This is a genomic window from Streptomyces sp. NPDC031479, from assembly GCF_055581065.1.
On the sequence record NZ_JBVIKC010000002.1, the window covers coordinates 332,873 to 347,227 of the forward strand.

The 14,355-nt window shown below is 71.9% G+C and carries 13 protein-coding genes; 11 read left to right on the forward strand and 2 right to left on the reverse strand.

The annotated features are described in order from the left end of the window. Positions 1-15 precede the first annotated feature (15 nt). Both ACZ5D2_RS04130 and ACZ5D2_RS04135 read left to right on the forward strand, forming a co-directional pair. Entirely contained in the window at positions 16-633 is a 618-nt protein-coding gene (locus ACZ5D2_RS04130) for a vitamin K epoxide reductase family protein (RefSeq protein WP_356221283.1), read from the forward strand. 43 nt (positions 634-676) lie between these two features. Beyond that, positions 677-2,029: a replication-associated recombination protein A gene (locus ACZ5D2_RS04135; protein ID WP_371679435.1), complete on the forward strand. Its 1,353-nt coding sequence runs from the start codon at positions 677-679 to the stop codon at positions 2,027-2,029. 42 nt (positions 2,030-2,071) lie between these two features. On the opposite strand, the gene ACZ5D2_RS04140 is transcribed toward ACZ5D2_RS04135, so the two are convergent. After that, positions 2,072-3,001 (reverse strand): DUF2470 domain-containing protein, encoded by a 930-nt coding sequence (locus tag ACZ5D2_RS04140; RefSeq protein ID WP_468927055.1) that lies wholly within the window; start codon positions 2,999-3,001, stop codon positions 2,072-2,074. Between the two features lie 55 nt (positions 3,002-3,056). Here ACZ5D2_RS04140 and rpsD point away from each other — a divergent pair, with 55 nt between their 5' ends. Beyond that, entirely contained in the window at positions 3,057-3,668 is a 612-nt protein-coding gene (gene rpsD, locus ACZ5D2_RS04145; RefSeq protein WP_266837932.1) for a 30S ribosomal protein S4, read from the forward strand. A 27-nt stretch (positions 3,669-3,695) separates the two neighbouring features. On the opposite strand, the gene ACZ5D2_RS04150 is transcribed toward rpsD, so the two are convergent. Then, positions 3,696-5,939: an ATP-binding protein gene (locus ACZ5D2_RS04150; protein WP_468927060.1), complete on the reverse strand. Its 2,244-nt coding sequence runs from the start codon at positions 5,937-5,939 to the stop codon at positions 3,696-3,698. Between the two features lie 148 nt (positions 5,940-6,087). Here ACZ5D2_RS04150 and ACZ5D2_RS04155 point away from each other — a divergent pair, with 148 nt between their 5' ends. The 8 genes from ACZ5D2_RS04155 to aroC all read left to right on the forward strand — a co-directional run bounded on the left by ACZ5D2_RS04155 (position 6,088) and on the right by aroC (position 14,330). Further along, positions 6,088-6,540, forward strand: coding sequence for a DUF948 domain-containing protein (locus ACZ5D2_RS04155; protein ID WP_371679438.1), 453 nt, complete (start codon positions 6,088-6,090; stop codon positions 6,538-6,540). A gap of 8 nt (positions 6,541-6,548) precedes the next feature. Beyond that, positions 6,549-6,911, forward strand: coding sequence for a DUF6167 family protein (locus tag ACZ5D2_RS04160; RefSeq protein WP_266837927.1), 363 nt, complete (start codon positions 6,549-6,551; stop codon positions 6,909-6,911). Beyond that, positions 6,911-9,580 carry an alanine--tRNA ligase gene (gene alaS, locus ACZ5D2_RS04165; protein ID WP_371679439.1) on the forward strand — a complete coding sequence of 890 codons (2,670 nt, stop codon included), beginning with the start codon at positions 6,911-6,913 and terminating at the stop codon, positions 9,578-9,580. The genes ACZ5D2_RS04160 and alaS overlap by 1 nt, the downstream gene beginning before the upstream one ends. 2 nt (positions 9,581-9,582) lie before the next feature. Then, positions 9,583-10,053 (forward strand): Holliday junction resolvase RuvX, encoded by a 471-nt coding sequence (ruvX, locus tag ACZ5D2_RS04170; protein ID WP_030028999.1) that lies wholly within the window; start codon positions 9,583-9,585, stop codon positions 10,051-10,053. Between the two features lie 126 nt (positions 10,054-10,179). Continuing rightward, a complete protein-coding gene (gene mltG / locus ACZ5D2_RS04175; protein ID WP_371679440.1) occupies positions 10,180-11,925 on the forward strand; it encodes an endolytic transglycosylase MltG in 1,746 nt (581 codons plus the stop codon). Between the two features lie 6 nt (positions 11,926-11,931). Beyond that, on the forward strand, positions 11,932-12,756 hold the full coding sequence (locus tag ACZ5D2_RS04180; RefSeq protein ID WP_371679441.1) for a shikimate dehydrogenase: 825 nt from the start codon (positions 11,932-11,934) through the stop codon (positions 12,754-12,756). 36 nt (positions 12,757-12,792) lie between these two features. Beyond that, complete coding sequence (locus ACZ5D2_RS04185) at positions 12,793-12,990, forward strand: hypothetical protein (protein ID WP_371679442.1); 198 nt, start codon at positions 12,793-12,795, stop codon at positions 12,988-12,990. 155 nt (positions 12,991-13,145) lie between these two features. Next, the gene (gene aroC, locus ACZ5D2_RS04190) at positions 13,146-14,330 is read left to right on the forward strand and encodes a chorismate synthase (RefSeq protein ID WP_266837919.1); all 1,185 of its coding nucleotides are present in this window, start codon (positions 13,146-13,148) and stop codon (positions 14,328-14,330) included. The last annotated feature ends 25 nt before the right edge of the window (positions 14,331-14,355 follow it).

Here is a 14,355-nt window from a genome sequence, read left to right on the forward strand (position 1 = left end):
GTGGAGCGGGCGGGTATGACGACGACTACGGCGGCCGGGGCGGATACCGCTCCGCGGACCTACGGCGGGAGCCGGGCGCTCGCCCTGCTGCTGGTGATCACCGGGGCCGCGGGGCTGCTCGCGGCGTGGGTGATCACCATCGACAAGTTCAAGCTGCTGGAGGACCCGAACTTCACACCGGGCTGCAGCCTGAACCCCATCGTCTCCTGCGGCAACATCATGAAGAGCGACCAGGCGTCGGCCTTCGGCTTCCCGAACCCCATGCTGGGGCTGGTCGCCTACGGGATCGTGATCTGCGTCGGCATGAGCATCCTGGCCGGGGCCCGGTTCCGCGGCTGGTACTGGCTCACCCTGAACGCCGGCACCCTCTTCGGCGTCGGGTTCTGCGCCTGGCTGATGTACCAGTCGCTGTACAACATCAACTCCCTGTGCCTGTGGTGCTGCCTGGCCTGGGTCGCCACCATCGTCATGTTCTGGTACGTGACCTCGCACAACGTGCGCGAGGGCCTGCTGCCCGCCCCCGCCTGGCTGCGGAGCTTCTTCGACGAGTTCACCTGGGTGCTGCCGGTCCTGCACGTCGGGATCATCGGGATGCTGATCCTGACCCGCTGGTGGGACTTCTGGACCTCCTGAGCCGCCGGACCGCCCTGTCGGTGGCCTCGCATAGGCTTCCCGTGTGGAACCAGACCTCTTCACCGCAGCCGCCGAGGACCGCCAGGAGAAGGACCCCTCGGCCTCGCCGCTCGCCGTCCGGATGCGCCCGCGCAACCTGGACGAGGTGGTCGGCCAGCAGCACCTGCTGAAGCCGGGCTCGCCGCTGCGGCGGCTGGTGGGGGAGGGGGCCGGCGGACCGGCCGGGGCCTCGTCGGTGATCCTCTGGGGACCCCCGGGCATCGGCAAGACCACCCTCGCCTACGTGGTCAGCCAGGCGACGCAGAAGCGGTTCGTCGAGCTCTCGGCGATCACGGCGGGCGTCAAGGAGGTCCGCGCCGTCATCGAGGGCGCCAAGCGGGCCGCCGGCGGGTACGGCAAGGAGACGGTCCTCTTCCTCGACGAGATCCACCGCTTCAGCAAGGCGCAGCAGGACTCGCTGCTCCCGGCGGTGGAGAACCGCTGGGTCACCCTGATCGCGGCGACCACCGAGAACCCGTACTTCTCGATCATCTCCCCGCTGCTGTCGCGTTCCCTGCTGCTCACGCTGGAACCGCTGACGGACGAGGACCTCACGGCGCTCATGCGGCGCGCGCTCACCGAGGAGCGGGGCCTGGGCGGTGCGGTCACCCTGCCCGCCGACACCGAGGCGCACCTGCTCCGGATCGCCGGGGGCGACGCGCGCCGGGCGCTGACCGCGCTGGAGGCCGGGGCCGGCTCGGCCATCGCCAAGGGCGAAGAGGAGATCAGCCTCCGGACGCTGGAGGAGACCGTCGACCGGGCGGCCGTCAAGTACGACCGGGACGGCGACCAGCACTACGACGTGGCGAGCGCGCTGATCAAGTCGATCCGGGGCTCGGACGTGGACGCCGCCCTGCACTACCTGGCCCGGATGATCGAGGCGGGGGAGGACCCCCGGTTCATCGCGCGGCGCCTGATGATCTCGGCGAGCGAGGACATCGGCCTCGCCGACCCGACGGCCCTTCCGCTGGCGGTGGCCGCCGCCCAGGCGGTGGCGATGATCGGCTTCCCCGAGGCCGCGCTGACCCTCTCCCACGCCACCATCGCCCTGGCCCTGGCCCCGAAGTCGAACACCGCGACGACGGCGATCGGCGCCGCGCTGGCCGACGTACGGGCCGGCCTCGCCGGGACCGTGCCGGCCCACCTGCGGGACGGGCACTACAAGGGCGCGGCGAAGCTGGGGCACGCGGTGGGCTACGTCTACCCGCACGACGTGCCGGGCGCGATCGCCGCGCAGCAGTACGCGCCGGACGAGATCCACGGCAAGCGGTACTACGAGCCGACCCGGTACGGGGCGGAAGCGCGCTACGCGGACGTGGTGGAGAAGGTACGGGAGCGGCTGCGCGGCGGATCCTGACCGCCCGGCTCCGCCCATCGCCGACGGCGCCGCGGCCTGCCCTCAGTGAGCGGCGGCCGCGAAGAGGTGGTGCACCGCCCGGCGCAGGCCGCAGACGTCCGCCACCGGCTCCGGGAAGTCGAAGCGGGCGTCGAAGGAGGAACGGGCGGCCCCGTCGCCCACGTCCGTGAAGCGCACCCGCAGGCCGAGGCGGTCCAGGGCCAGCGGGACGGCCTTCAGGCCGGCCGTCGCCCGGGGGCCCAGCAGCCCGCAGAGGTCGGCCACCCGGTCGGCGTGCGCGGCGTGCAGGTGCTGGAGCAGCTCGGCCTCGTGGGCGGTCATCGGGTCGGGCCGGGCGGCGGCGAGCTCCTCCGGGTCCACGCGCTCGGCACCCCAGAGGTCGTCCACCGAGATCTCGCCGACCTCCAGGCGGAGCATCATCCAGGCGGGGCGGGTGGAGCGGGCGTCCCCGGGCGGGTCCGGGAAGTCGGACAGGCCCAGCAGCTCGCCCACCGGCTGCCGTTCGGCGAGCAGCGCGGCGCAGGCCGCCCGCTCGTCCCCGCGGACAGGCGTCAGCCACCCGGCGAGCCGGGCGCGGCCGCGTATACGATGGGGCACGGACACCGGCGCCACATCCGTGATCTCGATCACGGCGGTGAGGTCGTCGTCCTGGGCGTGAGCGGCGGCTTTGGCAGCCGCGGATTCCCCGGAAACAAGGAGAATCACGTCCCCGTCCGGGGTGACGGTCCGTGCGACCGGCGCCCCTTTCCCGAACTCGTCGTGCCCGTGCGTGTCACGAGCACCCGGCAGGGTGAGGGATACTGAGGCGTTGGACTCTACGAGGGTTCGTACGCGTTCGGCTCCGGTGAGCTGCCGAACGCCTTCCCTGGGACGCGGCTGACCTTGCTTATCGTCGGCGCAAGCGGATTCTGTTTCGTCTGAATCCGAACTGCGCTGCGCACTGGGCAGGGGGATCCCATGTGGTCGAGACATTACGTCCTCCTCGATAAGGTAAGCCTCACCTAACTTACATGGAGGTAGGTTCCCCGTGAACCAGAAGCGACCCAAGGTCAAGAAGTCGCGTGCCCTCGGCATCGCCCTGACGCCGAAGGCTGTCAAGTACTTCGAGGCCCGCCCCTACCCGCCGGGCGAGCACGGCCGTGGCCGCAAGCAGAACTCGGACTACAAGGTCCGCCTGCTGGAGAAGCAGCGTCTGCGCGCGCAGTACGACATCTCCGAGCGCCAGATGGCCCGCGCGTACGACCGCGCCAAGAAGGCCGAGGGCAAGACGGGCGAGGCGCTGGTCGTCGAGCTCGAGCGTCGCCTCGACGCCCTGGTGCTGCGTTCGGGCATCGCCCGCACGATCTACCAGTCCCGCCAGATGGTCGTTCACGGCCACATCGAGGTCAACGGCGCCAAGGTCGACAAGCCGTCGTTCCGTGTCCGTCCGGACGACGTCATCACCGTGCGCGAGCGCAGCCGCGAGAAGGTTCCGTTCCAGGTTGCCCGTGAGGGTGGCTACGCAGGCGAGGGCGAGACCCCGCGCTACCTGCAGGTCAACCTGAAGGCCCTGGCCTTCCGCCTGGACCGCGACCCGAACCGCAAGGAAATCCCGGTCATCTGCGACGAGCAGCTCGTCGTCGAGTACTACGCCCGCTGATCCAGCGGCCGTAGCCTCACAGGCTGGTCAGCCCGTCGGTTCCCCCTTGGGGGAGCCGGCGGGCTTCCTGTTTTCCGGGAGGCCGCCGGGACGGCCCGGTGCGCGGTGCTCCGCCGTGCCGACCGGGCCGGCCGCACCCAGGGCCTCCCCGCCGCGGAGCCCCGGCGGCAGCGGCGCGGCCGGCAGCGGCTCCGGTGCCCGCAGCGCCCGCTCGACGAGCTCGTCCAGGGACAGGCTCCGGCCGTGCCGCGCGCACGCCGCGTACCGCTCCGCGCCCAGCAGCTCGCCCGCGCGCTCCCGGCACATCAGCCGCGGGGCGTTGAAGTACCCCGAGCCGAACAGCCGCAGGCCGACCCCGTCCCACATCGGCTCCGCCGCGCCCTGGAGCAACGCCGCCTCGGCAGCGTGGCCCTCGACCGCCGTGACCAGGGCCAGCAGCTCCACCGCCAGCACCAGGCCGACCAGGTCGCGGAAGGTGTGGTTGACGCCCACGCACTCGGTCAGCAGCCGCCGCGCCCCGGCCGTGTCCCCCGCGTCCAGGGCCGCGTACGCGAGCACGTAGAGGGCGTACGCCTTCGTCCAGCGCTCCCCGCGCTCCCCGCAGATGTCCCGGACCTCCTCGCACAGGGCGACCGCCCCCGCCATGTCCCCCTGGAAGGCCAGCGCCATCGCCAGCTCCACCTGGCACATCAGCACGTTGCTGTTCAGCTCGCCCGTCTCCCGGTACCGCTCCATGGCCTCGCCCAGCAGTTCCCCGGCGCGGGCCATGTCGTCCGAGACCAGGGCCAGGCAGCCCATCCGGTGCACCGCGTAGGCCGCCGCCACCCGGTTGCCGGACCGCTCGGCGCCCTCCCGGCACGCGTGCAGCGCGCCCATGGAGGGCACCGCGTCCCCCTGGAGCGCGGCGACGTAGCCCAGGACCCACAGCGCCTTGAGCCGCGAGCCCTCGTACTCCTCGTCCGCCGGGCCGGCCTCCAGGGAGCGGTCCAGCCAGTGCCGGCCCTCGGTGAGCCGCCCGCAGCCCGCCCAGTAGAACCACAGGGTGCCCGCCAGGTACCGGCCCAGGTGCCGCTCCTCCGGCTCGTCCAGGCAGCACTCCAGTGCGAGCCGCAGGTTCGCCAGCTCGGCCTCCACCAGCGCGGCCACCTCCTGCTGGCGCGGGCTGAACCAGTCCAGCTCGCACCAGGTGGCCAGCCCCAGGTACCAGTCCCGGTGCCGCCGGCGCAGCCGCCCGGCGTCCCCGAGCGACTCCAGCCAGCCCGCCCCGTAGAGACGTACGGTCTCCAGCATCCGGTAGCGCACCCCGGCCGGCGTCTCCTCCCGGGCGAGCAGGGACTGGGCCAGCAGCTCCCCGATCAGGTCGAGCACGTCGTCGACCGGCAGGTCGGGGCCCCCGCACACGTACTCGACGGCGTCCAGGTCGAACCGCCCGGCGAACACCGACAGCCGGGCCCACAGCAGCCGCTCCGCCGGGGTGCACAGCTCGTGGCTCCAGCCGATCGCCGTCCGCAGCGCCCGGTGCCGGGGCAGCGCCCCGCGCGTCCCGCCGGTCAGCAGCGCGAAGCGGTCCTCCAGCCGGGCCAGCACCTGCTCCGGGGAGAGCGCCCGCAGCCGGCCGGCCGCCAGCTCCAGGGCCAGCGGGATCCCGTCGAGCCGGGCGCACAGCTCCGTCAGCGCCGGCCGGTCCGCCGCCGTCACCGTGAACCCCGGGTCCGCGGCCGTCGCCCGCGCGGTCAGCAGGGCCAGCGCCTGCGAGGGCTCCAGAGGGGCCAGCGGGAAGGCCGCCTCGCCGTCCACGCCGAGCGGGCGCCGGCCCGCCGCGAGCACCCGCAGGCCGGGGGAGCCGCGCAGCAGCTCCCGTACCAGCCCGGCCGTCTCCTCCACCAGCTGCTCGAAGCCGTCCAGGACCAGCAGCAGCCTGCGGCCGGCCAGGTGCCCCGCCAGTACGGACCGGGGCGGCCTGGTGGTGTGGTCGGTCAGCCCGAGCGCCTCGGCCAGCGTGAACTCCAGCAACGCGGGGTCGCGCACCGAGGACAGCTCGGCCAGCCACACCCCGTCGACGTGGCGTTCCCGCGCTCCCTCGGCGGCGGTCCGGGCCGCGGCGAGGGCCAGCCGGGACTTCCCCACCCCGCCGACCCCGGTCACCGTCACCAGCCGGCAGGAGTCCAGCAGGCGCCCCACCCCGGCGAGCTCCTCACCCCGCCCGACGAAGGTGCTCAGCTCCGCGGGAAGATTGCCGGGCGTCCCCTGCCCCGGGGGTCTGTGTCGCATGGGACACGGAGGGTACTGCTCCGGCTGCGCTGCGTACAAGGCGGGGGCGGTGGACCGGGAATTGCGGTACTGCGGCCGATCTCCGGCGCGATAGGGTCGGAGGACGACTTTTCTCCGTAGGTTTCGCAGATTCAGGGAGCGGTGCAACGTGTCCGGTGGAGAGGTGGCCGGGATCCTCGTGGCCGTCTTCTGGGCCATCCTGGTCTCCTTCCTCGCCGTGGTGCTGGTGAGGCTCGCCCAGGTGCTCAAGGCGACGACCAAGCTGGTCGCCGACGTGACCGAGCAGGCCGTTCCGCTGCTGGCGGACGCCTCGACCACCGTCCGCTCCGCGCGCACGCAGCTCGACCGCGTCGACGCCATCGCGAGCGACGTGCAGGAGGTCACCTCCAACGCCTCCGCCCTGTCCTCCACCGTGGCCTCCACCTTCGGAGGGCCGCTGGTCAAGGTCGCGGCCTTCGGCTACGGCGTCCGCAAGGCCCTGGGCAGGACGGAGGACGTGCCGCAGAAGACATCCCGGCGCACCCGGAGTGACGGCGGCAGCCGTACCGTGATCGTCGGCCGCACGGTGCCGTCGGCCCGGCGCCGGAAGCAGAAGGGCTGAGACCACCGATGTTCCGCCGAGCCTTCTGGTTCACCGCAGGCGCCGCCGCCGGCGTGTGGGCCACCACCAAGGTCAACCGGCAGCTGAAGAAGCTGACGCCGGAGAGCCTCGCGGCCCAGGCCGCCGACAAGGCCGTGGAGGCGGGTCACCGCCTCAAGGACTTCGCCCTCGACGTCAAGGCGGGAATGACGCAGCGCGAGGGCGAGCTGAACGACGTACTGGGCCTGACCCAGGACCCCGATCGCCCCGACAACGTCACCGCCCTCCCCGGGCCGCGGCGGCTGCGGGCCATCGCGCACGACCCGCACGACCAGACCACCCACCGTCCGAACCACTCGGCGGTTACGTACAACCGGAATGAGGACCACTGATGGAGTCGGCTGAAATCCGCCGCCGCTGGCTGAGCTTCTTCGAGGAGCGCGGTCACACCGTTGTCCCTTCGGCGTCGCTCATCGCGGACGACCCGACTCTGCTGCTGGTCAACGCCGGCATGGTCCCCTTCAAGCCGTACTTCCTCGGCGAGACCAAGCCCCCGGCCCCCCGCGCCACCAGCGTGCAGAAGTGCGTCCGCACCCCGGACATCGAAGAGGTGGGCAAGACCACCCGCCACGGCACGTTCTTCCAGATGTGCGGCAACTTCTCCTTCGGGGACTACTTCAAGGAAGGCGCCATCAAGTACGCCTGGGAGCTGCTCACCGGCTCCGTGGCGGACGGCGGCTACGGCCTGGAGCCGGAGAAGCTCTGGATCACCGTCTACCTCGACGACGACGAGGCCGAGACGATCTGGCGCGACGTCATCGGCGTCCCCGCCGAGCGCATCCAGCGCCTGGGCAAGAAGGACAACTTCTGGTCCATGGGCGTCCCCGGCCCCTGCGGCCCGTGCTCCGAGATCAACTACGACCGCGGCCCCGAGTTCGGCGTCGAGGGCGGTCCGGCCGTCAACGACGAGCGCTACGTGGAGATCTGGAACCTGGTCTTCATGCAGTACGAGCGCGGTGCGGGCGACGGGAAGGAAGACTTCCCGATCCTCGGCGACCTGCCCTCGAAGAACATCGACACCGGTCTCGGCCTCGAACGCCTCGCGATGATCCTGCAAGGCGTGCAGAACATGTACGAGACCGACACCCTGCGCGTGGTCATGGACAAGGCCACGGAGCTGACCGGCGTGCAGTACGGCGCCGCCCAGGGCACCGACGTCTCGATGCGCGTGGTCGCCGACCACATCCGCACCTCCGTCATGCTCATCGGCGACGGCGTCACCCCCGGCAACGAGGGCCGCGGCTACGTGCTGCGCCGCATCATGCGCCGCGCCATCCGCAACATGCGCCTCATGGGCGCCACCGGCCCGGTCGTCCAGGACCTCGTCGACGTGGTGATCGACACGATGGGGCAGCAGTACCCGGAGCTGGTCACCGACCGCAGGCGCATCGAGACCGTCGCGCTCGCCGAAGAGGCCGCCTTCCTCAAGGCCGTCAAGGGCGGCACGAACATCCTCGACACCGCCGTGAGCGAGACCAAGGCCTCCGGCGGCACGGTCCTCTCCGGCGACAAGGCGTTCCTGCTCCACGACACCTGGGGCTTCCCGATCGACCTCACCCTGGAGATGGCCGCCGAGCAGGGCCTCTCCGTGGACGAGCCCGGCTTCCGCCGCCTGATGCAGGAGCAGCGCGACCGGGCCAAGGCCGACGCCAAGGCCAAGAAGACCGGCCACGCGGACATGTCCGCCTACCGGGAGATCGCCGACGGCTCCGGCGCCACCGAGTTCACCGGCTACGCCACCACCCAGGGCGAGTCCACCGTCGTCGGCCTGCTGGTCAACGGCGTCTCCGCGCCCGCCGCCTCCGAGGGCGACGAGGTCGAGGTCGTCCTCGACCGCACCCCCTTCTACGCCGAGGGCGGCGGCCAGCTCGCCGACCAGGGCCGCATCAAGCTCGACTCCGGCGCCGTCATCGTCGTCCGCGACGTCCAGCAGCCGGTCCCGGGCGTCTCCGTGCACAAGGGATCCGTCCAGGTCGGCGAGGTGACGGTGGGCGCCTCCGCGTACGCCGCCATCGACATCAACCGCCGCCGGGCCATCGCCCGCGCCCACTCGGCCACGCACCTGACCCACCAGGCGCTGCGCGACGCCCTCGGCCCCACGGCCGCCCAGGCCGGTTCCGAGAACAGCCCCGGCCGCTTCCGCTTCGACTTCGGCTCCCCGAACGCCGTTCCCGGCACGGTCCTCACCGACGTCGAGCAGAAGATCAACGACGTGCTCTCCCGCGAGCTCGACGTCACCGCCGAGATCATGAGCATCGACGAGGCGAAGAAGCAGGGCGCCATCGCCGAGTTCGGCGAGAAGTACGGCGAGCGCGTGCGCGTCGTGACCATCGGCGACTTCTCCAAGGAGCTGTGCGGCGGCACGCACGTCGGCAACACCGCCCAGCTGGGCCTGGTGAAGCTGCTCGGCGAGTCCTCCATCGGCTCCGGCGTGCGCCGCGTCGAGGCCCTCGTCGGCGTGGACGCGTACAACTTCCTCGCCAAGGAGCACACGGTCGTCGCCCAGCTCCAGGAGCTGGTCAAGGGCCGCCCGGAGGAGCTGCCCGAGAAGATCGCCTCCATGCTCGGCAAGCTGAAGGACGCCGAGAAGGAGATCGAGAAGTTCCGCGCGGAGAAGGTCCTCCAGGCCGCCGCCGGTCTGGCCGCGGGCGCCCAGGACATCCGCGGCGTCGCCCTCGTCGTCGGCACCGTCCCGGACGGCACCGGCGCCGACGACCTGCGCAAGCTGGTCCTCGACGTCCGTGGCCGCATCCAGGGCGACCGCCCGGCCGTCGTGGCCCTCTTCACCACGGCGAACGACCGTCCGCTGACCGTCATCGCCACCAACGAGGCGGCCCGCGAGCGCGGGCTCAAGGCCGGTGACCTGGTCCGTACCGCCGCCAAGACCCTCGGTGGCGGCGGTGGCGGCAAGCCGGACGTGGCCCAGGGCGGCGGCCAGAACCCGGCCGCCATCCCCGAGGCCATCAGCGCCGTCGAGCGCCTCGTCGTCGAGACGGTCTGACGATGACGCTGCGCCGCGGCCGCAGGCTGGCCATCGACGTCGGAGACGCCCGGATCGGGGTCGCCTCGTGCGACCCCGACGGGGTGCTCGCCACGCCGGTGGAAACCGTCCCGGGCCGGGACATCCCGTTCGCCCACAGGCGGCTGCGGCAGCTCGTCGAGGAGTACGAGCCCCTCGAAGTCGTGGTCGGCCTCCCCCGCTCGCTCAGCGGGCGGGAGGGGCCCGCCGCGGCCAAGGTGCGTGCCTTCGCGAACGAACTTGCGAAGGGCATCAAGCCGGTGACGGTCCGTCTGGTGGACGAGCGGATGACCACGGTCACCGCCGCCCAGGGCCTGCGGGCCTCCGGGAGGAACGCGAAGAAAGGCCGTTCGGTCATCGACCAGGCGGCCGCTGTGGTCATCCTGCAGAACGCTCTTGAGACCGAACGGGTATCAGGTAATCCGCCCGGTGAGTGCGTCGAAGTGGTTGTCTGATCGCGATACGGTAACGTTCCGCGCGATGTGGCGGCATTCGAACAGCCGTCGCCCACCACTTCAGAGGCGGAACCGGGTGCCGCGGCAAAGAAGCCGCTGCCTCCGTCTCGCGGCTCTAGGGGACCGATGACTGAGTATGGCCGGGGCCGCGCCCCCGAACCCTGGCACCCGGAGGACCCGCTCTACGGGGACCAGGGTTGGACCGGACAGGCGACCCAGCAGGGTCAGGTGCCCTACGCAGGCGGCCAGCAGCAGTATCCGCAGGAGCCGCAGTACCAGGACCCGCAGTACCAGCAGTACCCCCAGCAGTACGCGGAGCAGCAGTACCAGGAGCAGCAGTACCCGCAGCAGCAGTACGTGCCGCAGGACCCGCAGCTCCAGCAGCAGCAACTGCACCCGCAGCACCAGCAGCAGCTCCACCCGCAGTCCCAGCCCCAGCCGGTCTACGACGGCCAGGGCTGGGACACCGGGCAGGGCCGGCAGCTCCCGGAGCAGCAGCTCCAGGAGCAGCTCCAGTACCAGACCGGGGCCGCGCCGGTGGACCCGTACGCGGGCGCGGAGCCGTACGCCCAGCAGGTCGCCCCGGGCTTCCCCGGCGAGGCTCCGGACCTGTACACCACCCCCGACGCCTTCCCGCCGCCCCAGCCCCCCGGCCGGCGGCGCCCCGACCCGGACCCGGTCGACGAGCCGGAGACGGAGGAGGCGGAGGAGTCCCTCCTCGACGCCGACGAGCCGCCCGGCCGCGGCGGACGCCGGGCCGGCCGCGGCAAGGCGGGCAAACCCAAACGCCGTGGCCCGAGCTGCCTGATCGCCGCGGTCGTCGCCCTCGCCGTGATCGGCGGTGGCGGCTACTACGGCTACTCGTACATCAAGGAGCGCTACGGCCCGGCCGAGGACTTCGCGGGCTCCGGCGCGGACGAGTCCTCCGTCGACGTCGAGATCCCCAAGAACGCGGGCATCGGCCAGATGGGACGCATCCTCAAGGAGGCCGGGGTCGTCGCGAGCGCCCAGGCCTTCGTGGACGCGGCCAAGGCCAACCCCAAGGGCATGTCCATCCAGCCCGGCATCTACACCTTGAAGAAGAAGATGTCGGGTTCGGCGGCGGTCGCCGTCATGATCGACCCCACCAAGCTCAACGTCATCACCGTCACCGAGGGCATGCGCAACTCCAAGGTGTACGACGCGATCGACAAGAAGCTGGGCAAGCCGGCCGGCACCACCAAGGACATCGCCCAGCGCCAGGCCAAGGACCTCGGCCTGCCGGCCTGGGCCGGCACGGACCCGAAGCTGATCGACCCGCTGGAGGGCTTCCTCTACCCGACGCGCTACGACCTCGGCAAGGGGAGCACCCCCGAGTCCCTGCTCAAGGAAATGGTCAAGAACGCGACGGCCAAGTACACCGAGCTGGGCATCGAGGGCAAGGCCAAGGAACTGGGCCTGGAGAACCCCCTCCAGGTGGTCACGGTCGCCAGCCTCGTCAACGCCGAGGGCAAGAACCACGACGACTTCAAGAAGATGGCCGAGGTGGTCTACAACCGCCTCAAGAAGACCAACGACGTCACGAACCAGAAGCTCCAGTTCGACTCGACGTACAACTACGTCAAGAACCAGAGCGAGATCAACTTCAACCTGAAGGAAGCCCAGGCCTTCGACAACCCGTACAACACGCACTTCGTCAAGGGACTGCCCCCCGGCCCCATCGGGAACCCGGGCCTGGAGGCACTGACCGCTACGCTCGGTCCGGACCACGGCGGCTGGATGTTCTTCGTGTCGGTCGACGGTCACACGACGACCTTCACCAAGACCTACGACGAGCACCTCAAGCTCGTCAACGAGTTCCAGGAACGGCAGAAGCAGAAGAACGGCGGGTAGCAGGACATGTCACGGATACGGGCCGCGGTGCTGGGTTCGCCCATCGAGCACTCCCTCTCACCGGTGCTGCACCGCGCCGCCTACCGGGAGCTCGGCCTCGACGACTGGTCCTACGACCGGTTCGAGATCGACGAGGCCGCGCTCCCCGGGTTCGTGGCCGGCCTCGGCCCCGAGTGGGCGGGGCTGTCGCTGACGATGCCGCTCAAGCGGGCCGTCATCCCGCTGCTCGACGGCATCAGCGACACCGCCGCCTCCGTGGAGGCGGTCAACACGGTGGTCCTCACCGAGGACGGCCGCAGGCTCGGCGACAACACCGACATCCCCGGGATCGTCGCCGCCCTGCACGAGCGCGGCGTCGAGAAGGTGCCCGCCGCCGCGATCCTCGGGGCGGGGGCCACCGCCTCCTCGGCGCTGGCGGCCCTCTCGCGGGTCTGCACCGGCGAGGTCACCGCGTACGTCCGCTCCTCCGCCCGCGCCGCCGAGATGCGCGAGTGGGGCGAGCGGCTCGGCGTCGCCGTCCGCACGGCCGACTGGTCGCGGGCCGCCGAGGCCCTGACGGCCCCGCTGGTCATCGCCACCACCCCGGCCGGAGCCACCGACGCCCTCGCGGACGCCGTGCCGGACACCCCGGGGACCCTCTTCGACGTGCTCTACGACCCCTGGCCGACGGCGCTGGCCGCCGCCTGGACCGGCCGCGGCGGCACCCTGCTCGGCGGCCTGGACCTCCTGGTCCACCAGGCGGTCCTGCAGGTGGAGCAGATGACCGGCCGTCCCCGGGCGCCGCTGGCCGCCATGCGCGCTGCCGGCGAGGCGGCGCTCCGCGCCCGATAGGCTTCCCACCTGCGCGTTCGCATCGAGGGGGGCTTTGTGGAGACAGTGGAACCGGGCTGGCTGCTGGCCGGGAAAGAGGAGATCGCGGGCGGGGTGTTCCGTTTCGTCGCCACCCTGCTCGGCGATGCGCTGCCCGACTGGGCGAAGTGGACCATCTGCGCACTGGTGGCCGTCGGATCGCTCTGGGAAGCCGGAAAGTGGCTGCGCCGGCGCCGGAGCGTAGGGATCCGATAGCTCCGCGGGCCAGAGTGCTCCGGGTACCCGTCGTCCGACAGTTGGACCGGGACCGGCGCACCCGCCCGGACGTGGGAGGATCGGGGGTACGGCGGGTCAGGGCCGCGCACCCGACCGCGCCGTCGCAGTGCCAGGCGCGAGCATGAGGAGCATCGTTGAGCAGGTTGCGTTGGCTGACCGCGGGAGAGTCGCACGGACCGGCACTGGTCGCGACGCTGGAGGGTCTTCCCGCCGGCGTCCCGGTCACCACCGAGTTGGTGGCGGACCACCTGGCCCGGCGCCGACTCGGCTATGGCCGCGGTGCCCGGATGAAGTTCGAGCAGGACGAGATCACCTTCCTCGGCGGCGTCCGCCACGGACTGTCGCAGGGCTCGCCGGTCGCGGTCATGATCGGCAACACCGAATGGCCCAAGTGGGAGACCGTCATGTCGGCCGACCCGGTCGACCCCTCCCTGCTCAAGGAGACCGGCCGCAACGCGGCGCTGACCCGTCCCCGCCCCGGCCACGCCGACCTGGCGGGCATGCAGAAGTACGGCTTCTCCGAGGCCCGTCCGATCCTGGAGCGCGCCAGCGCCCGTGAGACGGCCGCCCGCGTCGCCCTCGGCGCGGTCGCCCGGTCCTTCATCAAGGAGGCCGCGGGCATCGAGATCGTCTCCCACGTGGTGGAGCTGGCCGCGGCCAAGGCTCCCCGCGGCGTCTACCCGACCCCCGCCGACGTCGAGAAGCTCGACGCCGACCCGGTGCGCTGCCTCGACGCCGACGCGTCGAAGGCGATGGTCGCGGAGATCGACCAGGCCCACAAGGACGGCGACACCCTCGGCGGCGTCGTCGAGGTCCTCGCGTACGGGGTCCCCGTCGGCCTCGGCTCCCACGTCCACTGGGACCGCCGGCTCGACGCCCGCCTCGCGGCCGCGCTCATGGGCATCCAGGCCATCAAGGGCGTGGAGGTCGGCGACGGCTTCGAACTGGCCCGGGTGCCCGGCTCCCAGGCCCACGACGAGATCGTCTCCACTCCCGAGGGCCTCAAGCGGACCTCCGGCCGCTCCGGTGGCACCGAGGGCGGTCTGACCACCGGCGAGCTGCTGCGCGTCCGGGCCGCCATGAAGCCCATCGCGACCGTCCCGCGCGCCCTGGCCACGGTCGACGTCGCCACCGGCGAGGCGACCGTGGCGCACCACCAGCGCTCCGACGTGTGCGCGGTGCCCGCCGCGGGCATCGTCGCCGAGGCGATGGTGGCGCTGGTCCTGGCCGACGCCCTCGTCGAGAAGTTCGGCGGCGACTCCGTCCCCGAGACCCGCCGCAACGTCCGGTCCTACCTCGACAACCTGCAGATCCGGTGACGGCCACCGGACCACTGGTCGTCCT